Raw genomic sequence first — 21,256 nt, 5'->3', positions numbered from 1 at the left:
AAGATTAAAACAATTTAGCATGGGAAAAGAAAACAACCATACAGGAGTATTTGTGGCATTCGTGCTACTGTCTGAATGCCAGTGGGACAAAGCAAAACTCATTAACGACTGCAAGGCAGACTGGGGCATCGAACTGGCAGACAACGACAGCGACAACGCTATGGTTTGCACACTCGGCGACATTACGGTGGCAGCCGCCCTTATGCCGGGCCCGGTTCCGAACGGCGAGGCCGAGCATTACGCAGCCGCAAACTACATGTGGCCGGAAGCCGTCGACGCGGCCAAAAACCACAAGGCCCAAATCATGGTCTCGGTGATTGGCAAGGAGGCCGGACTGATAGAGCGCGGCAAGCTGTTCACCAAGATCGTGGCTTCATGCCTCAGGCAGGATGGCGCCACCGCCGTATATACCGACGGGGCTGTGTTCCATCCGGGCTTTTACAGCGATGTGGCGTCGCTGATGAAGAAGTATGACGACGCCCTGCCGATATTAGACTGGGTGTGGTTTGGCGTTTACCGCACAGCCGAACACTCGGGCATATACACTTACGGCATGAGAAAGTTCGGCAAGGAAGAGATGGAGGTGTATGCCGACAATGCCGACCTGAACGACATGCGCGACTTTCTCCTTAACATAACGGCCTATGTATTGGATGGCAACGTGACCCTCAACGATGGCGAGACCTTGGGATTTTCGGCAGAACAGAAGCTGGCCATAACCATAAGCGACGCCATTGCATTGGACGGCAAGAGCATCAAGATTGAATATCCACGGTAGAGCCGGGGTGCCTTAGGCCGCAAAATGCGGCCAAAGGCAACATGAACAATAAAGCAACCCTAAAATCAACAAAATGAAAAAAGACCCATCCAAGCTGATGACCGAAGGCAGATTTTGGTCGATTATTGAAGATTCCAACCACGGCCGGCGCCTCAAGGAATGCCTGGCCCCGCTGTCTGAAGACGAGCTGTTTGGCTATATGTATTGGTGGACGCACTTTTGCAACATGTCGTACAGGCAAGACCTGTGTGCTGTGGCATACGTTGTGCTCGGCGGATGCAGCGATGACTCATTCGACTATTTCCGGTTCTGGCTCATTGCCCGGGGGCGCGAAGTGTTCTACAAGGCATTGGAGGATGCCGACTCGCTGTGCGACGTGTTCGCCAAACTCGAAGACCCGGAAGACAACGACTATCCGGAACAAGAGGAACTTGACTATGCCGTCATTGAGGTTCTCGAGGAGCGGACCGGCGACGAAGACTATTTCATTTTTGCAGCAGAACGCTATTCCATGCCGCTACGCACGTATGAGATTGATTTTGAGTGGGATGAGGACGACGAAGAGTCTATACGCAAGATATGCCCGCGCACATTTGACAAATGGTGGGGCAACGATGTGTTCTGAACATGGCTGCATATTGCCTGCCGGCATAGGACACAACGGTTGGCCACCGGCATGCCGCCATACACGATACCCAAAGCCATGGCAAGGCAAACGGCCATGGCGAGCCGGATAAAGCAACAGACTGGTAAAACCACCTTGGGAATGAAGCCCCCAAGGCTAAGCCTGCGCGCAACGGCCCGACAACAGGGAGAAAGCAACAAAAGACGACGACGGCAATGAAAATAGTTCCTCTGGTTTTTATAGCAGCTTGTATGCTTAACGACAACTACAGCCTTTCGGACAACCGGCAAGGCCTTGCAGCGGAACGCAACATACTGCATAACGACACCGTAAGCAGGTTGGTGCCTGCAGACATCGGGGCTTTTGAAAACCAACCGCAACATGTCGACACCACTTTCGGGGCGTGGCATATGAGCATCGAGCAGTTTTACCACGGTCATGAACACCTCGACACATGCGGAATCGGAGCACAACGGTATGCCATATATGCCAGCCGAATCACAATAAGCAAAGACGGCAGGCCTGTTATCAAAGATTTCGTTGTGTCACCCCAAAGCTTTATGGCAGAACACTCGGTCGGACAGACAGAGTTGACGGTCGGCCCGCTATACTTCTCTCCCACTACTTGTTACGCATACGCTTCTTGTTGCGAATCTGGTACAGACAACTGCACAACGCGAATATTGGCTTTCACCCCGTCATATCTAGTATGCCAATACCCGCACGACTATGTTATGGATGGGGATTTGTCGACAGAGGCAAGCTTTATCTCTGAGTTCCTGGCACTGTGCATGCATGAGCTGTCGCTGCCGGAACAGTCACGCCAATCAGTCGATGAAATACTGCAAGCCTATTGCTCGCCAGCCTTGCAGGCCCGACTGGCCGACGGCAATATGTTAGGAAACATGCTGTGGGGAAACGGGAGGCCAAGTTGGAAATGGCTGGAGACAACAACATTTGAGTCGGTCGGCACCATAAACAACATGCACAAAATAGCAATGAGATTCCAAAAACAGCCTGACAGCACTCAAGTGACAAGATATTTCTACTTGGAATGCCCCGAGCAACACTATGGTGTGATGCACCTGACAGACATCAAGCCATGAGGCTGTTACACCATGATATACCCGGAGCAACATAAACGACAATAATTTTCGAGATGCACATTACACGTATCACACTGGCAATCATACTATCTATGCTTCTGTATGGATGTGCCGACTGGTCGGAAATGCCGACAGACAGTCAACTTATAAGCATATTCAACGCCAAAAGAAGCAGCTTCGAGCAAACAGCAGAAACCGTGTGGCAAAGCAATTGCGACATGTATTACACTAGCAATGGGTACGGGCCAGACAGCCTGCTGGCAGCTGACGACTCGTTGCTCTACGCTTTTCTCAAAGCCTACAGCCCACGCCTTGATTCGCTTGTCGAGGAAACACGATGCCTGTGGATAGGCTTCCACGCCCCGGAAAAGGGTAAGCCCGATGCCGGGGTGGCCGAAGACACATGCGTAGAGTTCACATACTACTGCAAGGCATTCACATCATTCGGGCTGTATAAGAACATCATTTACAGCAAGACACCGCCACATTCGGAACTCATAGAGGGCAAAGACATCAACGAAGTGTTTTTCGCAAGACACGACTCCGACTCATACAAACTGGTTGACATATATAAGCCAATCGACAAGAACTGGTATATACGCATACAATACTTCCCGTAATGCGACTCACGACAATAAATAATAATACTGCCTATGAAACGAATTGCAATGGCATTGGCCCTCGTCGGGGCTGTGATAGCGGCAACGGCACAGAAAATAACAGAGTGGAAAGAGCTGCTTACCGTGGTCGACGAACACCAACGCACGGTGTATTACAACAGGGAATCTGGCAAACCGCTCAAAGGCGAATACCGAATAAAGCGCGGACTCGACCTGGAAACGGTGAAGTTTAAAAACGGAATGATGGACGGAGAATACCGCCGCTACCGCAACGGCGAGTTGCGCGAGGCGGGTAACTATGCCTTGGGGAAGCGCGACGGACTGTTCACGGAATACCATGCAGGGGGCAAGACGGTGATGAAAGAGACCCCGATGAGCAACGGCAAGATTGACGGAACGATAAGGACATATTTCAGCAACGGTGCATTGGACACTGAAAAGAATTACAAAATGAGCGTGGAAAACGGCAAGGAGCGGCATTTCGACAAAACCGACGGCAAGCCTGTGTATGAGGCGAACTATGCCAACGGAAAGAAAGACGGAATGGAATGGAAGACGACCGACGACGGTCACGGAATGCGTTCGAATATACTGAGACACTACAAGAACGGCGTGCTGCACGGCATTTACCGCAATGAACTGATGCGCAACGACGGCACTCTCGTCTATCTCGTGACCGGACAATACGCCAACGGCGAAAAAACCGGGCAATGGAACGAATGCAACTGTGAGACCGGTGCCGTGGAAACAAAATGGCATGGCAAAGGAAACGAATGACAGAAAAAGGCATAGCACACATTCACGAGACAGTAGTTTTACAGAAAAAGGCTACCGGCGAGTGTGGCACAGGCAGTAAGCGACAAAAGGGAACGACAAAAAACAAGGAATATGAAAAAGCCAATCATAGTGCCAATCGTGGCCATCATGTCTGCAACAGGCTGCAAAACGGCCTTGCCACCAGCCGACGATGAAATACTGGACAGCTTTGAAAAACACGAAGCGGCATTCAACAGGATTTACGACATCGTTGCCGACAACTCGGTGGGCAGCTTCCACTACCCTCCGCTCTACCAATATGAAACAGCCCTGGCAGACTCGGCAGCACGCCAAAGCAATACACCTGACGGCCCGGACGAAGAAACCGACACGCCCGTTTACGGACTGTCAGCACCCGACAGGACGATGCTCGACTCATTGTTGGCCGAGACAGGTTGCGGTTTCATACTCGTCGACCGCGATGGGCCATATACGGCAGGTGCCGAAAACCTTAGTCTCACAATGCAGTATTACTGCCATGGCACAATGAGGGCAACTGTATCAAAAAGCATTGTCTACGATGCCGGATTGAGAAACCGCAAGGACATAGACAAAGCCGAGCACACAGACCTGAACAAGATGTATGGCAAGGCAAACAGCGACACCACTATATACAAACCCATAAAAGGCAATTGGTATATCAAATTAGACATGTCAAGATACTGACAGGCATTAGCCAGACATCCCATGGGGCATCAAACCCACATGAAATACCATACCAATATGAGTATGAGCAACAAAGACACCAGCGCAATCTGTATCTTCCGCTTCGTCTCCGGCCTGCAAGCGTCGAACATCCACAGCTTGTAATAGTACTGCCAACGGCACGCCCACTCCCATCGACGCAACAACCCGACGAGCCAAAATGCAAGCAATGCTGCCGCAACCAGAAGCCCGTGCCTCGGGTGAGCCTGTGCCCACTCGAAATAATACCCAACGCTGTTGTTTATCCCTTCGTATATATCGGTAACTGTCATAGACTTGTTGTAAATGCATTCGGTATGAAAATATAATGCTTTACTACCAACAGAGTATTGTAAGTAGCTGTTCAAAATTAACCGATACAATAGACCTTGCAGGTGTCCTCTATATCTTTGCCACCATCTTGTGCGCTCTTTCGGGCCGCATACCAAAGTCTCATCGGTCGCGTAGCCCGCTACGCTCTATCTTCGGACTTTGGCATGCATCTCCGAAATAGCGCACAATTTGATGGCAATTAATTTTGAACACCTACTTATTTTCAAATAAAAATGCACAGAAGAAACGTTATATGAAGCAAATAAAGTATTTTTGCAAGACAATCATCATGCGTCACGGCGACCGGGAAAAGACAGATTGCACAGACACTACTCAGCCCGGCTTGCCACTAAAGGACACTGTAAATCATCGGGACATGGGTGAATATTCAAGTCAACGGGCTTTTCGCAGCCATTAAACATGCAACATTTTTCATCATGAATAGAGTCATTACAATGCTTGCCACCGCTTTGTTGTGCTGTTGTTGTGTCACAGTCCATTACCGCCCATACCGGTTTGACAATGGCGACGACTACATACAAGACGGCATGTACCGCATAGTGGACAACCGGGGACGAATAGGTTACGCCGACGAGAAGGGCAAGCCGGTAATAAAGCCCCGCTTTGCCTTTGGCTTCCCTTTCAAAAACGGCAAGGCGAAAGTGACCGACAAGGGCAAAAGCAAGGAAGCCACGGGTTCACGCGGTGAGTATCATTATTGGGAGAGCGACGAGTGGTACTATATCGACAAAAACGGAAACAAGGTTGAATGACACTGTAATAGCATTCCAAACACCCCGAGGCCCGCAAACAGCAACAACCTCGCCGATGACAGCCTGCCTACCCGCCTATAAGCAACGACTGCCCTTAAAATAGCCTAATTATTTTGATATTCGCCCGATTTACAGTAACTTTGCATTCTAATTACACAGAATGCAAGCATGGAAAGCGGCAAAAAGATACTGATGGGCATGACGCTCGACGAACTGACAGCCACAGCCCGCACACTCGGGCTGCCGTCATTTGTGGGCAAACAAATGGCGGGATGGCTCTACGACAAGCACGTAACGGCCATCGCAGACATGGCCAACATATCCAAAGCAAACCGTGCACGGATTGAAGAGGCGTACACCGTGGGAGCCATGGAGCCGGCAGAAAGGCTGGAATCAAAGGACGGTACGGTGAAGTATCTGTTCCCGACGGTTGCCGGGAAGTATGTCGAGACGGTGTTCATACCCGACGGCGAACGGGCCACGCTGTGCGTATCGTCGCAGGTGGGGTGCAAGATGAACTGCCTCTTCTGCCAAACAGGCAAGCAGGGCTTTGAAGGCAACCTAACCGCCGCAGACATATTGAACCAGATTTACTCGCTGCCCGAGCACGACAGGCTCACCAACATAGTGTTCATGGGACAAGGCGAGCCTATGGACAACCTCGACAACGTGCTGCGCGCGACAGAGGTGCTGACCTCAGACTATGGCTGGGCCTGGAGCCCGAGGCGGATAACCGTGAGCAGCGTGGGCATAAAGAACAAGCTGCGCCGGTTTCTCGACGAGAGCCAATGCCATGTTGCAATAAGCCTGCACTCCCCCATCCCGGCACAACGCCGCCAACTGATGCCTGCCGAGGGGCAGATGGGCATTAGGGATGTTGTGGAATTGTTGAAACAATATGACTTCAGCGGACAGCGAAGGGTGTCGTTTGAATACATCGTGTTCGGCGGTGTCAACGACTCGCCGCTGCACGCACGCGAGCTGGTGAAACTGCTCCGAGGGCTCGAATGCCGCGTAAACCTGATCAGGTTTCACCAAATACCCGGTGTCGACCTGCACGGGGCCGACGACACAAAGATGGAGGAACTGCGCGACTACCTGACAGGCCACGGCGTGTTCACTACGATTAGGGCAAGCCGGGGCGAAGACATATTTGCCGCCTGCGGCCTGCTGTCGACGGCACACAAAACCGCAGAGACCGAATGACGGGCATTGCTGCCATGGCAAGACGCGCAGTGCAGGCAGCCGCAATAATTTGCATGGGGGTGGCAATGGCGGCATGCGACAACGAAATTTCACTGAAGCCACAGAGCGGTGGGGAGCCCTACTCTGTGTTGTTGCTGGCCGACGACATGGAAACGGGCGGCAATCTGGCCGACGAGCTGGAAAGACCCGCCCCCGGGCTGCCACAACAGGAAAAGTCGCTCGACGTGACGCTTACCTCCGACACTGTGCTGACACAGGCCACACGATATGCACGGTGCATCGTGATTGCACGCACGGGCAAAAGCCAAAAGCCAGCCATAAGATACGAGAAAGACGTTTACTCGAAGCCGCAACTGCTGGTCTATGTAGACATGCCAACGGCACTGACGGCGGCAAACGGCGCCAAGCACATCACCGAGCCGTTGTCAAGGCTGATAAACCGGTTTGAAATAAAAGCCGAAACTGATGAGCTGAAGAAACGCAACAACACAAAAGGCACAAAGGCCGTGGCCGAACAGACAGCGTGCAGCATGCTGATACCTGCCGACATGCAATCCATCAAACGCGGCAAAGGCTTTGTGTGGCTGTCAGACAATGCCGCCAGCGGCATGCAAAGCATATGCGTCTACTCCTATCCGGGCTACGACCGAAGCACGCCGACACTGGTAGCCAAGCGCGACAGCGTGATGAGAGCCAACATACCGGGCGAGGAAGACGGCATGTACATGCGCACGTCGCGACGGGCCCCGGTCTACGGCAAGGAAACAAACAGCAACGGACGGCGGGCTACAGAGCTAAGGGGCCTATGGGAAATGGCCGGCGACGCCATGGGAGGCCCGTTCGTATGCATAGCCACAGCCGACAGCTCGAGAGGCCGCACAATAGTGGCAGAAGGGTTTGTGTATGCACCCGAGAAAACAAAACGAAATCTGATAAGACAAATAGAGGCCGCACTTCACACGCTGCAGCCTAAGAAACTAAAATAAAAATACATCTATGGACAATAAACTTATACGCGTGGCAATAACCCACGGCGACACAAACGGCATCGGATACGAGGTGATACTGAAAACATTTGAAGACCCGGCGATGTTCGAGATATGCACCCCTATCATATACGGCTCACCGAAAGTGGCTGCATACTACCGCAAGATGCTCAACCTGCAAACCAACTTCAGCATAATAAACCGCGCCGAGGATGCACGTGACGGACGGCTCAACTTGCTGACCACATTCGAAGAAGAAGTGAAAATCGAGGTGGGAAAGCCATCGAAAGAGGCCGGCGAAGCTGCGCTCAAGGCCCTCGACCGCGCCATGACCGACTATCGTGCCGACCTGTACGACGTGCTTGTGACAGCCCCGATAAACAAAAAGAACATACAAAGCAAACTGTTCAAGTTTTGCGGGCACACGGAGTATATCGAAGACTGTGTGGGCGAAGGCAACAAGGCACTGATGATACTGATGAACGGCGGCATGAGGGTGGCCCTGGTCACCACTCACCTACCCATTAAGGAGGTGGCCGAATCCATAACAAAAGAGGCTATCGTAGAAAAGACGCGCATATTCTTCAACAGCCTGAAACGCGACTTCAGGATATCAAACCCGAGGATTGCGGTGCTGGCACTCAACCCGCACGCAGGCGACGGCGGACTGATTGGCACCGAGGAACAGGAAACAATAATACCGGCAATACAAGAACTTGAGGAAAGCGGAATACAGGCCTTCGGCCCTTACCCCGCCGACGGATTCTTCGGCAGCGGCGCCTACAGCCGGTTTGACGGCATAATGGCCATGTACCACGACCAGGGCCTGGCCCCGTTCAAGGCGCTCGCCGTGGAGGAAGGCGTAAACTACACCGCCGGACTGCCCATCGTGCGCACCTCTCCCGACCATGGCACGGCCTACGACATTGCAGGCAAAGGCGTTGCTGACACCAACTCGTTCCGACAGGCCATATATACCGCCATCGACATATACCGAAACAGGAAAAGCTACGACGAACCAATGGCCAACCCGCTGCCCAAGCTGTATCACGAGAAACGTGACGAAAGCGAGAAGACAAGGTTTGCCATACCCAAGCAGAAAGAACCGGCCAAGCACGAAGAAAGGCAACCCAAGCACGAAAGCAAACCGCAAAGACAAGAAGACGAACAGCCTGAGGCAGAATGAAAAAGAAATACCAGAACGCGTTCTTCATCTTCGGCATCGCTGTGCTTGTGGTGATGGTGACGCAACTCGACTTCGCACAAGTGCTCGACGGGCTCAGGCGAGCCGGCTATTGGTTTGGGGCCGTCGTTGCCCTATGGCTATTCTTATACATGTTCAACACCTCGGCATGGTACATTATCATTGCAAGCACTGGATGCAGCAACCGCGGGGAACCATTAAGGCGCCCCAAGGAGGTGGGCTTCTGGTGGCTGTATAAAATAACCGTGTCGGGATTTGCGCTCAACTACACCACACCGTGCGGACTGATGGGAGGCGAGCCTTACCGTATAATGGCACTCGCGCCACGCATTGGGACAGAGCGTGCGTCGGCGTCGGTGATTCTCTACGCCATGACGCACATATTCTCGCACCTGTGGTTCTGGCTGCTGTCATGCCTGCTTTACGTGGCCACGCAACCCATGAACATAGCCATGGGCATCATGCTGGCCATAGTGGCCGCCCTTTGCGGAGTGGCCATCTGGTTTTTCATCAAGGGATATAAGAAAGGCATCGCTGTGAGATGCATGAACATACTGAGCCACTTCCCAGGACTAAAACGCCGGGTGGGTGGGTTCATCGAGCGCCACAGCGAGCAGCTGGCCACCATCGACAGCCAGATTGCGGCCCTTCACAACCAGAACCCAAGGGCTTTCGTCTCGGCAGTGTTGCTCGAACTGGCCTGCAGGGTGACCTCGGCACTCGAAATATACTTCGTGCTCCTGGTAATAATGCCCCATGCCAACTTCCTTCAATGTGTGCTCATACTGGCATTCACATCGCTGTTTGCCAACATGCTATTCTTCATGCCGCTACAGCTGGGCGGCCGCGAGGGAGGCTTCCTTATGTCGGCCAAGGGGCTTGCCCTCACTGCAAACGCAGGAATACTGATAGCGCTCATCGTGAGAATACGCGAACTGATATGGACTGCCATTGGGCTTCTGCTAATCAAATTCGACAAAAAGCGCAGTTGACCACATTTAGAGCACCATAACGGACAACAACCAACACCTGCGGCTGGGCCTGAGACAAACGGGCCCAGCCGCAGTGGCAAACGGAGGCAACCGCCACCGCCTTTGCACAACAAACGACAACCGAAAACGCGCAATCAGCCCCAAGGCCCCGTTTTCCATGAAATGTGGAACAAAGCAAAATGGGTGGCGGCCACCTGCCGACACGACTTGGACAAGCCTTGCAAGCCAATGCCAAAATAAACACTTGGCCGTTAAAGGCAGCCGCAAAGGCTAATCGAGCAAACAGACTGGCATTCAACAAGTTGCAAAACAAACCTTTCCGCATTGCCAAAAGGGCCGTTTTGTCTAAAGAAACAGCCCGTATCGCTGCGCGGAACAGGCCATCCGGGTGGGCGGCATGAAATGCGCACAAATCAATGGCATGGCAGACCGTCGTCAAGTTGCATATTTGCAAGCAGTGGCCTACTGCGTATTTTCACACTCCAAAACCGGCAGGCAGACCGCCGCCTATGCGCCCCTGGCGCCTTAACCCGCTTCCAACATGCCCACATACCGTTGCCGGCACCGCACCGACCCGTTTGCGCACAAGCGCAAAATGCGTATATTCATTAAAAAAGAGTGCCATACTGGCATTATATCGAAGAAAATATGTACCTTTGCAGAAAATTAGCCATACGCGGCATACGGGGGAAAACAGCGCCCCGGCAACCACAGTCTGAGGCTGTAAACGCACAATAGATGAAAGTTTCGGAGCTCCAAAACATAAAGCAAAGATACAACATTGTGGGCAACTGCCCCGCGTTGAACCATGTGCTCGATGTCGCCCTGCAGGTGGCGCCGACAGACCTTAGTGTGCTCATCATCGGAGAGAGCGGCGTCGGAAAGGAGATAATACCACGCGTGATACACGACAATTCACCACGCCGCCGCGAAAAATACTTCGCAATCAACTGTGGCTCAATACCCGAAGGCACCATCGACAGCGAATTGTTCGGCCACGTCAAAGGGTCGTTCACAGGTGCCATCAACGACAGTCCCGGCTACTTCGGGGTGGCCAACAAGGGTACACTGTTTCTCGACGAGGTTGGCGAGCTGCCCCTGGCCACGCAGGCAAGGCTGCTGAGGGTGCTGGAGACGGGCGAATACATACCCGTGGGGGCTACCGAGGTGAAAAAGACCGACGTAAGGATTGTGGCAGCCACGAATGTCAACATACGCAAGGCAATAAGCGAAGGGCGATTCCGCGAAGACTTGTACTACCGCCTTAACTCTATACCCATACAAATGCCGCCGCTTCGCGACAGGGGCGAGGACATTGTGTTGCTGTTCAGGCTGTTTGCCATGCAAACCGCCGAGAAGTACAGGATGGAGAAAGTCACCCTGACAGACGACGCCAAACGGATGCTGATGAAATACAAGTGGCCGGGAAACGTGAGGCAGCTGAAAAACATAACCGAGCAAATATCCATCCTTTGCCCGGAGCGGGTTGTCACCGCCGACATACTGGCCAACTTCATACCCCAGGACCAGGAAAGCACACAACTGGCAAAGATACCGAGCAACAACGAGCATAGCTTCGAGACGGAAAGGGAAATCCTATACAAGATACTTTTCGAATTGCAAGGCAACGTCAACAACCTGCGGCAAGACATGAGCATACTCAAGAAGCAGCTCGACGAGATGAAGGGGAGCCACATAATGCAAAACGACGACAGCAAGCTGCCGATAGACAACCGCACGGCCCTGCAGCAAAGGCCGATAGTGATACAGCAACAGCCAAAGACCATGGCCGAAGACGCGATAGCCGAAGAATATGTCGAACCCGAAAACCTGAACCTGAACGACATTGGCAGGCAAATGCTCGAAAAAGCCCTGGAACGCAACGGCGGCAACAGGAAGAAAGCTGCATCGGAACTGGGAATATCAGACCGCACACTATACCGCAGGATAAAGCAATACGGACTTGAATAACCGACGGCAACAACAGCCACGGCAACCAACAGACGTCTCCAACCACACAAAGCAAATGAAAAAGACCATACGGGAATACACAAAAGCAAACACCGGCAAACCATGGTTGCGCCGCTGCACAGAAGCGGCGATTACGTGCGCCATGGCAACCATGCTGTTGGCATGCTCCATATCATATAAGTTCAACGGTGCAAGCATCGATTACACGAAAACGAAAACGATACAGATAGCCGACTTCCCCATACGGGCCAGCTACGTGTGGGGCCCGATGGCCAGCATATTCAACAACCAGCTAAAGGATCTTTATGCCAACCATACCAAACTGATACAGGTAAGGAGAGATGGCGACATGAAGATAGAAGGCGAGATAACCAGGTATGACCAACGCAACAAGGCAGTGTCGAGCGAGGGATTCTCAGCACAAACAGAATTGTCGATGACGGTCAACGTGCGCTTTACAAACAACGCCAACCACTCGGAAGACTTCGAGAGGCAGTTTACCGCAACCGCCACTTACGACAACACCCAGACGCTCAACTCCGTGCAAGAAGAGTTGGTGACACAAATGGTGGAAGAGATTACAGACCAGATTTTCAACGCAACAGTAGCCAATTGGTAAGCAAATGGAACTGACAGAGCTGATCAACCATCCGGAACGACTCGACAGGGACACCCTGTACGAGTTAAGATCCATGCTGGCCCTGTATCCATATTTCCAGACAGCAAGGCTGCTGATGCTGCAAAACCTGTACCTGCTGCACGACCCTTCGTTCGATGAAGAGTTGCGCCGGGCCGCAATATACATCACCGACCGCACAGTGATATTCCAGTTGGTGGAAGCCGCACATTATAAAATCAAAGTACAGCAAAACACCGAACAGTCGAAAGAGACGGCCACAGGCAAAGACAACAGGACGATTTCGCTCATCGACAATTTCCTTGAGTCGATACCGAAAGAGGAAGAAGAGGAAAAGAAAGAGAAAAAGAAACGAAGGCCTACACCGGCCGACGCCGCCGTCGATTATGTGGCCTACCTCTTGGAAAGCGAAGACGGCGACGGCAGCGAAAGCGACCCGGAACCATTGAAACTGAAAGGCCAAAACCTGATTGACAGCTTCATAAACAACGATGGCGGGAAGATTGTCCTGAAAGAAACACCACAATTCGTGCCGGAAATAGACAACAACGACAACGATAGCGTAAAAGACAATGACGAGGGCTACTTCACCGAAACTTTAGCCCGTATTTACATAAAACAAGGCCGATATTCAAAAGCATTGGAAATTATTCAGCGCTTAAGCTTGAATTATCCAAAAAAAAATGCTTACTTTGCAGACCAAATACGCTTCTTGAACAAATTGATAATAAACAACAATAAAAAATAAATTAAAAATGTACACAGTTTTAGTAATTCTTATCTGCGTGGCAGCACTGCTTATGATTGGCATCGTGCTGATACAAGAATCTAAAGGTGGAGGACTTTCGTCGAACTTCGCCTCTTACAACCAGATCGGAGGAGTACGCAAGACAACAGACTTCATCGAGAAGACTACTTGGGGCCTCGCTGTTGCAATGGTGGTCATAAGCATCGCCTGCGCTTACGTAGCACCCAAAGCCCTGACAGACACATCTGTAATGGAAGGAGTGGAGAATCCGACAACCAATCCCAACAACCTGCCGGGATTCGGGGCAAGCCAAACCAAAGAAGCTGCACCGGCAACAAACGGAGCACAGCAAAATGCACCCGCAGCAGCCCCTAAAGCTCCTGCACAACCCGCAAAATAAGAAAAATGCAAAAAAAGTACGTGATTTATTTGGTCATTTAAAATAAATCACGTACCTTTGCACTCGCTTTCAAGCAAACAACACGGTGGATGTAGTTCAGTTGGTTAGAGCGTCAGATTGTGGTTCTGAATGTCGTGGGTTCGAGCCCCACCCTCCACCCTCCCACAAAACAAGCGGAAAACCTTGATTCACAGGGTTTTCCGCTTGTTTTTGTTCTACGGCATAGTGGCTACAAGTAGGCGGAAAAACCCACTAATAAATGAAATTGTTGCACCTATGTTGCACCCAAACAACAAAAGCTTATGATTACCTTTAAATTGATGGTACGAAAAGAAAAGATGAAAGCCGACAAGACATGGGCGGTTTTCGTGCAGATGGTATACAATCGCAAAAGAAAGTTCCTGCCTACTTCCATGACCGCATCAAAGAAAGACCTGACGCCATCGTTCAAAATCAAGAACGCACAGATATTAGACCATGGGGAAGAGTTGATAAGGACATACCGGCAACGGGCGGCCGCCCTTAACCTGAAGTTTTACGAATGGGACATCGATGAGCTTGCAAAGCAGCTCACGAAAAAGTCGGATAACAACATAACGTTCACGGCTTACGCCGACAAATGGATTTCGGAAACGAAGATAAAGGGCTGCAAGAACTACCAGGCGGCGGTAAACGCGCTGAAGGCGTTCCTCAAAAAGGACGACGTGCTGTTTTCCGACATCACGGCAAACAGCATGAAAGCATTTGAGGATTCACTTGCAGGGAAAATGCGCGCGCGGTCACTGTACACCAACTGCATCGCCAAGATGTTCAACGACGCACGCGATTATTACAACGACGAGGACAACGGCGTGATTGTAATCAAGCACTCTTTGAAAAAGTACACCCCGCCAAGGCAAAACGTGGCAGAAAAGCGAGCGCTGACTGTCGACGAAATAACAAGCATAATGATGCTGCCATACCTAAACAGCGCTACACGCAAAGGCGACGTGTGCCGCCGTGACATGGCAAAGGACTATTTCGTGCTTTCGTTCTTCCTCATGGGCATGAACTCGGTTGACTTGTTCAACGCGACTGATTACGACGGGGAATACATCACGTACGAAAGGACAAAGACGAAAGACCGGAGGGCCGACAATGCCGAGATATCCGTGCGCGTGCATCCATGCATAAAGGCACTCGTGGAAAAATACAGGGGCGGAAGGAGGCGCGTGTTCAACTTCCACAAGAGATATTCATCTGCAAGCGACTTCAACAGGGCGGTAAATATCGGGCTCAAGGAAATAGGCGCGGAGCTTGGCATAGAAGGCTTGCAGTTTTACGCCGCGCGCCACTCCATGGCGACCATCGCCGTAAACAACGTGGGGATTAGCAAGTACGTAGTCAACGACATGCTCAACCACGTAGAGCCGTCAATGAAAATCACAGACCTCTACATAAAAAAGGACTTCACCGCCATAAACGAGGCCAACTTCAAGCTGATAGAATACGTATTGAGCACTGTGGGATAAGCCGGAACCGCACCGGCCCTCGCGGGTTGTTGCGGTTCCGGCCATGAAAAAAGGAATCAGGCTTTCCGCCTCAGGTAAATGAAAATAGCCCACAGGATGGCCGCGATGCAGCACAGGCGGCCAATATATGCAAAGCAGTGTACCACCGCAGCCGCTTTCCGGCATGCAGGGGCCGATGCACAACGACGCTGTCGGAGCGTACCACCACCAGTGTGTCGGTGCGCAGGCGGTAGCAAAAAACGGTGTCGGCGCGTGTAGACAGCCTGTATCGGGTTCGCTCAACATACTTGGTGACGGTGTCGCCCTTATGCACAATGCTGATGCTGTCGCGCAGCGTTGCCACACTCATCGTGCTGTCATGACGGTGCGCGGCGGTGTGTGTCACATCATGCCGCGCCCGGTAGGCCTCATTCTTCGTAGTGGCACACCCCGCCATCAGCAGGGCGCACGCCATCAACGCCAACAGTCTCATAGGCTACAGCTCCGTTTGTACGTTGAAACAGGGGCACGCCTTGCTTGAATACTCGTTGTGCCCGTGAACGCTTGCCCCCGGGTGCTCACGCCTCAGCCACTCCACCAAAGCGCGCAGAGCGGCCCTCTGCGCCTCCGTGCGGGTGTCCTTGGGCGTCTTCCCGTCGGCGGTCATGCCGCCCACGTAGCAAACGCCTATGCTGCCAGCGTTGTACCCCTTGCAGTGGGCGCCTCTCTTGGCCACGTCGCGCCCCTTGTGTACGCTGCCGTCACGGCAGACCACGTAGTGGTAGCCTATGCCGTCAAAGCCGCGCGCCCTGTGCCACCTGTCAATGTCTGCCACGCTGAAGTCCTTGCCCTCGGGCGTGGCCGTGCAATGCACTTTTATCTCGTTTATCTTACGCATAATTTAAAGATTAAGAATTAAGAGTTAAGAACTATGGATTGCTAATAGCCGTTTTGCGGGTCTCTGTGCGCGCAGTTCCTCACCACGCACCTGTACCTGTGAAGCTGCAGCTCCAGTTGCGCCTTCTGGCGGGTCGCCTCGAGCACGTCGGCATTGAGCCTCCTCACCACTTCGTTCTGCTCCGCAAACCGCTGCTCCTTCTCTTTCAGTTGCGTCTGCAAGAACAGCATGGCGTCACGCAGCACGCCAAACTCAACGTTGTCGGCCTCGGCCTCTTCCTTGCGCCGGTTGGTCTTGCGGTTGAGCATGTACCTCACCGCCTCCCATCCGCCCACAGCCGTTATCGCCGAGGCGGCCATCTCCATTATCGTAGTCAGTTCCATGCAATGACATTTAAGTTGTTGCTATTGCCGATATCTTCGACATGTCCACCTTGTACCACTTGCCTGGCGAAGTGTTGTAGGCCACCTCGCGGTAGTAAACGGTGCCCATCACATACTTGTTGGCGGCCCTGACAACCTGCAGAACCGTGGCCGTGGCTACAGAAGGAGGGCCGAGCCTCACGACGGCCATGCCGAAATGGGTGCCCGACAAGCCCGCCGGGGCGTTTGCCACGTCGGCCCGCCGCCCGTAGTAATGCCCGGGCGTGACCATGGTGTTGAGGTCGGCCCCAGCCGGGAGTTCCAGCGACAGCAGCGCGGCGTTGACGCGCTGCTTGTCTTCCGCCGACATCAGGCCATCCGCCGACGTGGTGGCCGTGGCTTTCGTGGCGAACATGCCCACGGCTTTCTTCCAAAGGTGCCTCACACCTTCCCTGTCCAAATACTTTCCCATGCCAAGAATTGAAAGCTAAGAGTTGAACGTTAAAGCTTGAAACTCAATATTTGGTGGCCTCATCAATGTCGGCCGTGGTCATTGCCTCGTCCCTCGTGTAGAAATTGCGGGTGAGGAACTGGTGCTCGTCATACCACGGGCTCCACTTACCTTGCGGGAACAAGGGTGTGTCCTTTGTGCCGTTGTTCATCATCCTGAACACGACACGGGGTTCATCACTGAACACCGCGGGCTGCATCCCGGGCCGCAAAGACGGAGGGAGGATTGACTTGTAACACCACGCGCCCTCAGCGCCTTCCTCCCATCCAGACAGCGGGAAATTTCCAACAAGCCTCTGTGCTACAAACTTGTTTTCATGTGTAATCCACATTTCAAGCATGCCAAGCACGCTGCCTTTGTACATCACCCGATATATCGAGGGCAGATAGCCCATATATATATATTGCATAATCTCAGGGTCGCTCATGGAATCCACGTCCTCAAGCTGTATTACGGGCACGGTGTCCGACTTCGTGATGCCGTCCAGCTTTGCCTTGTCCTCCTTGCTCATCAGTCCGTTTGCAGCAGCCGTTGCCAGGCCGTAGCGAGTGTCTGTGGCGGGGATGCCCAGCTTGGTTATGTCTTCCTTGGTAACCAGCGTGGCCGCTATCACGTGGCCCTCGGCGTTGGTAGCAAACTTCCACAGGTTGGTGCCAAACCCCTTGCCCTTGGCCATGGCGTGGGCGTAGGCCGCCTTGCCCTTGTCGCCGGGATATGCCGTCGAGCTGGTCTCGCCCAGCGCCAGGCTCGCGCTAATCTCGGTCAGGCCGCTACCGCTCCAACGGTATGTCTTGTTGCTCAGCACGTCGACGTATATCTTTCCCGCCTCGGCCTTGCGCCCGTAATGATTGCCATTTAAAATGACCCACTCGTCGCTGTATTGCTTGGAGTCAGGGTAACCATCCAGGTTCCCCCAGTCAGTGTGGTAGGTCACCTTGCCGGCCTGGGTGGCCTTGGCAACGAAACTCCCCGTCGTCTTGTTGAACACCACCACGGCACCTGCGTTCAATGTGAAGTTTTCCTCCACGGTCACGCCGCTCACCGTACCGGCAAACTCCAGCATGTCGTCCACAAAGCCCGGCAGTTGCGCCGCGGGCACCTTGCCTGAGCTGTCGAGCGAGGCCACGCCGCCGGGCAACCCCTTTTTAAGCCCGCCGATGGCCGCCTGCACAAAGGCAGTGGTGGCTATCTGCGTGGTGTCGGTGCCGGCCGTGGCCGTCGGGGCCTTGGGCGTGCCGGTGAGCGTGGGGCTGGCCGTCGGTGCCTTGGCGTCGAGGGCCGCCTGGAGGCCGTCTACGTTGCCTATCACGTGGTTGTGGCTGTCGTCGTTCACGCTAACCACACCGCCCGTTATCGTCACGTCGCCGCCGCTCTTCACGCCGCCGAGCGTCGAGCCGTTAGCGACCGGCAGTGTGTACCTTGCCGCGTTGATGGCATCACGTTTGGCATTGTCTACCAATGCCTTGATTTTTCCCCAAAGGTGCTTTACACCTTCCTTGTCCAGATACTTTCCCATAACAAATAAATTAAAAGTAAAAATTAATAGTCAAGAGTTAAACGTTAATACTTAATACTTAAAACCTAATATTTGGTGGCCTCGTCTATCTCGGCGATGGTCAGGGCGCCGTCTTCGCCGGGGCCAAGCCGTGCCACAGGCGCGCCCACCAACCGCTCATCCTTCACGAACGGGAGAGTGGTGCCTGCGTCGGGCTCTGCCTGCGGAAGCCGCGCAATGTCTACCATACCGTCGGTAAGGGCTTTTATACGGCCCTCAACGTACACGCGAATCTCATCGTCAGTCATAAGCATTCCCCCATTGTCGTTTTATTTTTCATTTCTGATTTCTAATTTTTCATGCCTCCAGCCCGCACGTCACCATGCCAACGCCACGGCTCTCTCCCTTGTAACAGAGCCTCACGTCGAGCGTGTCGCCGTTGCCGAACGGAACGGCGGGGGCCGCGCCATGGGAGCCCCCCACGGTGGATGCCCCCGAGAATGTCACCACGCCCGACGCCCCCGAGGCTATCGCCACGGCCTCCTTTTGGGCTAAGGCCACCCACGCCGACTGCTCCGTGCGCGACTTCTGGATGTAGCAGCCCAGATGGCCGCCGGGGGTGAACGTCACCTGCGCCAGCTGCCTGTTGGTGACGCGCACTCCAACCTCATAGCGTATGTCGTAGCCGCCATCCATGCGGTTGGCAAAGTATGCCCTGCCGCCCGCCACGGCCATGGCAACGTCGGGCGTGGAGTTCACGTATCCGTTGCCGTCGAGCCGCCAAACCACCTCGCCCAGGGCGTTGGTGCCCACAAGGTAGGGCTTGCCCTCGCCGTCGACGCCCATGGCCACGCTCGCCTAGCCGCCCGCCTTCAGGCTTCCCGCCACAAGGTTGCCGTCGGCGTCGACGGCCGCCGTGGCCTCGCCCCTGTTGTTCCTCACCATGAAGCTGTCGGCCGTCACGGTCAGCTTACGGTTGGCTATGTCGATGTCGGTGGCTTGCAGCCCTTTGGCCATGCCCCCAACGAGCATGGCTATGCCCTCGGCTGTCTGCGTGAGCCTCGTGCCCACCATCACGGCCACGTCGGGCACCACCTGTATGTCGGTCACGCGGCACTCGCCCCGCTCCAATGCCACCACGAGCTCTGACGGGGCACGGCTCAAGGCCACCCCGCCTGTGCCGCCAATGGCCACCGTGAGCCACCCGCCGGCCTCGACATCCACGGCCTCAACATCCACGCCCGAGCCTTCCAACCCTACGCGCAAGCGGCAGCCGCCATCTGTGGCCACGCGCATAGACACGCGCGCCCTCAGCGGCACGCCGTCCTTGCCAACGCCCAGCGAGCCCCAGTCGCAAGCCATGTCGGCGGCCGACTGGTGCAGGGCCGTGGCCGCACCGGCGGGCGTGAGCCTCGCACAGGGCACGCCCTGCCACCAAGCGGCCACGACGCCGCCCTCGACGCTCCACCGCTCCAGCCCGTCGGCAAACGTGCCGTTGGCCACCACGCTGCCCGCGGGCTGCCGCCGCCACACCTCCTGCCTCACCTGCTCTGCGCTCTGGGCCACCGCCGACATGCCCGCCACGGTGTGCAGCCTCCCGTCGGCGTCGGAATATGCAAACTCGCGCTGCGCCACCTGCCGCTTCACGTCGTTCTCTATCGTCTCGCGGAACGTGCCCAGGCGGTTTATGGCATAGTCGGCCCGGCACTCCACCACCCCGCCCCCGGGCAGTGCCACGCCCGCCACCACGGCAATGGTGCCGCCGTCGCCCGTCGCGCCGGTCACCTCCACAGTGTCGACGTCGTCGACTGACGCCGTGCACCCCATGCCCCGCGCCGACACCACGCGGCACTCGCCCGTGATGTCATCGCCGGTGCCGCGCACCACGTTGAGCGCCAGGACGCTCTCCGACAGCTCGAACACGCCCGGGGCGGTCTCCGTGGCCACAAGGCTCACCGGCGAGAGCCATGCCCTCACGGCGTTGTCGGCCCCGTCGCGTCCGGGCGTGCCGTCCTTGCCCGGGGCCACCTGCTGCTCCCACCCGCCGCCGTGGCCGGGCTCACTCTCGGTGCCGCCCGTGGCCACGCACAGCCACAGGCCGCCCGCGTGGCCCACCTGGTCGTAGTAGGAGTAACGGATGCCCGCCTGCCACGCGCCACGGTGGCACGGCACGCGCACCGCCCCGCCGTCGGTCTCTATCTCGAAGCGGCGCGCACGGAACATGTTGCCCGAGCGAGGCGACATCGACGTCATGCAGCGGCCCGTGAGGCTGTAGGGCCCGGGGCCGTCTGAGCGGCCCACGCCGGCATACTCCTCTATCGAGGGGGCGCGTTCGCCCACGGCAGAAAGCAGTATCAGGTGCTGCCGCCCGGGGTCGGTCTGGCTGCCCTACTGCACTATCTCGTCGCCCGCCATGGGCGCGTCGTTGGCGTCGGCGTGCCATTTCATGCCGTCGGCGTCGCCCCCGTCGAAGGTGGTGTCGTAGCCCACGCACTCCACCGCCCCGCCGTCGGCGCCGGCCAGCGTCACCGCCCTCTCGTTGGACAGCTCCACCCAGTCGTATTCGCGCCCGTCGTCAAGCGTCTCCGTGCCCACGGCCGTAACCAGTCGCCAGTAGTAGC

At 54.7% G+C, this 21,256-nt stretch carries 25 protein-coding genes and 1 tRNA gene; 17 read left to right on the top strand and 9 right to left on the bottom strand.

What is annotated here, in order from left to right:
• Nucleotides 1–19: 19 nt before the first annotated feature.
• The 6 genes from H6B30_RS08210 to H6B30_RS08185 all read left to right on the top strand — a co-directional run bounded on the left by H6B30_RS08210 (nt 20) and on the right by H6B30_RS08185 (nt 4,611).
• Nucleotides 20–778, top strand: coding sequence for a DUF4261 domain-containing protein (locus H6B30_RS08210; RefSeq protein WP_205109464.1), 759 nt, complete (start codon nt 20–22; stop codon nt 776–778).
• Between the two features lie 73 nt (nt 779–851).
• The gene (locus tag H6B30_RS08205; protein WP_205109463.1) at nt 852–1,403 is read left to right on the top strand and encodes a DUF4240 domain-containing protein; all 552 of its coding nucleotides are present in this window, start codon (nt 852–854) and stop codon (nt 1,401–1,403) included.
• A gap of 215 nt (nt 1,404–1,618) precedes the next feature.
• Nucleotides 1,619–2,509, top strand: a complete 891-nt coding sequence (locus tag H6B30_RS08200; RefSeq protein ID WP_205109461.1) for a hypothetical protein — start codon at nt 1,619–1,621, stop codon at nt 2,507–2,509.
• A gap of 53 nt (nt 2,510–2,562) precedes the next feature.
• Nucleotides 2,563–3,129: a DUF4948 family protein gene (locus tag H6B30_RS08195; protein WP_500684405.1), complete on the top strand. Its 567-nt coding sequence runs from the start codon at nt 2,563–2,565 to the stop codon at nt 3,127–3,129.
• Nucleotides 3,130–3,162: 33 nt separating this feature from the next.
• A complete protein-coding gene (locus H6B30_RS08190) occupies nt 3,163–3,906 on the top strand; it encodes a toxin-antitoxin system YwqK family antitoxin (protein ID WP_205109457.1) in 744 nt (247 codons plus the stop codon).
• 111 nt (nt 3,907–4,017) lie between these two features.
• Nucleotides 4,018–4,611, top strand: a complete 594-nt coding sequence (locus H6B30_RS08185; RefSeq protein ID WP_205109455.1) for a DUF4948 family protein — start codon at nt 4,018–4,020, stop codon at nt 4,609–4,611.
• Between the two features lie 29 nt (nt 4,612–4,640).
• Here H6B30_RS08185 and H6B30_RS08180 read toward each other — a convergent pair whose 3' ends face one another.
• Nucleotides 4,641–4,922, bottom strand: a complete 282-nt coding sequence (locus tag H6B30_RS08180; RefSeq protein ID WP_205109453.1) for an Imm17 family immunity protein — start codon at nt 4,920–4,922, stop codon at nt 4,641–4,643.
• A gap of 477 nt (nt 4,923–5,399) precedes the next feature.
• Here H6B30_RS08180 and H6B30_RS08175 point away from each other — a divergent pair, with 477 nt between their 5' ends.
• The 11 genes from H6B30_RS08175 to H6B30_RS08125 all read left to right on the top strand — a co-directional run bounded on the left by H6B30_RS08175 (nt 5,400) and on the right by H6B30_RS08125 (nt 15,390).
• Entirely contained in the window at nt 5,400–5,735 is a 336-nt protein-coding gene (locus tag H6B30_RS08175) for a WG repeat-containing protein (RefSeq protein ID WP_205109451.1), read from the top strand.
• A gap of 168 nt (nt 5,736–5,903) precedes the next feature.
• On the top strand, nt 5,904–6,941 hold the full coding sequence (rlmN, locus tag H6B30_RS08170; protein ID WP_205109449.1) for a dual-specificity RNA methyltransferase RlmN: 1,038 nt from the start codon (nt 5,904–5,906) through the stop codon (nt 6,939–6,941).
• Nucleotides 6,942–6,955: 14 nt separating this feature from the next.
• Complete coding sequence (locus H6B30_RS08165) at nt 6,956–7,927, top strand: DUF4837 family protein (protein ID WP_205109447.1); 972 nt, start codon at nt 6,956–6,958, stop codon at nt 7,925–7,927.
• A 10-nt stretch (nt 7,928–7,937) separates the two neighbouring features.
• Nucleotides 7,938–9,113 (top strand): 4-hydroxythreonine-4-phosphate dehydrogenase PdxA, encoded by a 1,176-nt coding sequence (pdxA, locus tag H6B30_RS08160; RefSeq protein WP_205109445.1) that lies wholly within the window; start codon nt 7,938–7,940, stop codon nt 9,111–9,113.
• Nucleotides 9,110–10,123: a lysylphosphatidylglycerol synthase transmembrane domain-containing protein gene (locus tag H6B30_RS08155; protein ID WP_205109443.1), complete on the top strand. Its 1,014-nt coding sequence runs from the start codon at nt 9,110–9,112 to the stop codon at nt 10,121–10,123. The genes pdxA and H6B30_RS08155 overlap by 4 nt, the downstream gene beginning before the upstream one ends.
• Before the next feature lie 738 nt (nt 10,124–10,861).
• Entirely contained in the window at nt 10,862–12,094 is a 1,233-nt protein-coding gene (locus H6B30_RS08150; protein WP_205109441.1) for a sigma-54 interaction domain-containing protein, read from the top strand.
• A gap of 142 nt (nt 12,095–12,236) precedes the next feature.
• Nucleotides 12,237–12,713, top strand: coding sequence for an LptE family protein (locus H6B30_RS08145; protein WP_239483762.1), 477 nt, complete (start codon nt 12,237–12,239; stop codon nt 12,711–12,713).
• A gap of 4 nt (nt 12,714–12,717) precedes the next feature.
• The gene (locus tag H6B30_RS08140; protein ID WP_205109437.1) at nt 12,718–13,479 is read left to right on the top strand and encodes a DUF8458 domain-containing protein; all 762 of its coding nucleotides are present in this window, start codon (nt 12,718–12,720) and stop codon (nt 13,477–13,479) included.
• A 7-nt stretch (nt 13,480–13,486) separates the two neighbouring features.
• Nucleotides 13,487–13,879 carry a preprotein translocase subunit SecG gene (secG, locus tag H6B30_RS08135; protein WP_205109435.1) on the top strand — a complete coding sequence of 131 codons (393 nt, stop codon included), beginning with the start codon at nt 13,487–13,489 and terminating at the stop codon, nt 13,877–13,879.
• Nucleotides 13,880–13,963: 84 nt separating this feature from the next.
• Nucleotides 13,964–14,039 (top strand) — tRNA-His (locus tag H6B30_RS08130).
• A gap of 160 nt (nt 14,040–14,199) precedes the next feature.
• A complete protein-coding gene (locus tag H6B30_RS08125; protein WP_239483756.1) occupies nt 14,200–15,390 on the top strand; it encodes a tyrosine-type recombinase/integrase in 1,191 nt (396 codons plus the stop codon).
• A 70-nt stretch (nt 15,391–15,460) separates the two neighbouring features.
• On the opposite strand, the gene H6B30_RS08120 is transcribed toward H6B30_RS08125, so the two are convergent.
• From H6B30_RS08120 to H6B30_RS08085, 8 genes are all read right to left on the bottom strand, one after another.
• The gene (locus H6B30_RS08120; RefSeq protein WP_205109431.1) at nt 15,461–15,862 is read right to left on the bottom strand and encodes a hypothetical protein; all 402 of its coding nucleotides are present in this window, start codon (nt 15,860–15,862) and stop codon (nt 15,461–15,463) included.
• Nucleotides 15,863–15,865: 3 nt separating this feature from the next.
• Nucleotides 15,866–16,267, bottom strand: coding sequence for an N-acetylmuramoyl-L-alanine amidase (locus H6B30_RS08115; RefSeq protein WP_205109429.1), 402 nt, complete (start codon nt 16,265–16,267; stop codon nt 15,866–15,868).
• A gap of 41 nt (nt 16,268–16,308) precedes the next feature.
• Entirely contained in the window at nt 16,309–16,650 is a 342-nt protein-coding gene (locus tag H6B30_RS08110; protein WP_205109428.1) for a hypothetical protein, read from the bottom strand.
• 10 nt (nt 16,651–16,660) lie between these two features.
• Nucleotides 16,661–17,101: a pyocin knob domain-containing protein gene (locus tag H6B30_RS08105; RefSeq protein WP_205109426.1), complete on the bottom strand. Its 441-nt coding sequence runs from the start codon at nt 17,099–17,101 to the stop codon at nt 16,661–16,663.
• Nucleotides 17,102–17,144: 43 nt separating this feature from the next.
• Entirely contained in the window at nt 17,145–18,656 is a 1,512-nt protein-coding gene (locus tag H6B30_RS08100; RefSeq protein WP_205109424.1) for a hypothetical protein, read from the bottom strand.
• A 65-nt stretch (nt 18,657–18,721) separates the two neighbouring features.
• Nucleotides 18,722–18,949, bottom strand: coding sequence for a hypothetical protein (locus H6B30_RS08095; RefSeq protein ID WP_205109422.1), 228 nt, complete (start codon nt 18,947–18,949; stop codon nt 18,722–18,724).
• Between the two features lie 43 nt (nt 18,950–18,992).
• The gene (locus H6B30_RS08090; protein WP_205109421.1) at nt 18,993–19,481 is read right to left on the bottom strand and encodes a hypothetical protein; all 489 of its coding nucleotides are present in this window, start codon (nt 19,479–19,481) and stop codon (nt 18,993–18,995) included.
• A gap of 12 nt (nt 19,482–19,493) precedes the next feature.
• Entirely contained in the window at nt 19,494–20,975 is a 1,482-nt protein-coding gene (locus tag H6B30_RS08085; protein WP_205109419.1) for a hypothetical protein, read from the bottom strand.
• Between the last annotated feature and the right edge of the window lie 281 nt (nt 20,976–21,256).

The organism is Marseilla massiliensis (assembly GCF_016899955.1).
GTDB lineage: Bacteria > Bacteroidota > Bacteroidia > Bacteroidales > Bacteroidaceae > Prevotella > Prevotella intestinigallinarum.
Note: the sequence above shows the minus strand (reverse complement) of the source record. Positions and strands in the feature narration are given on the sequence as shown.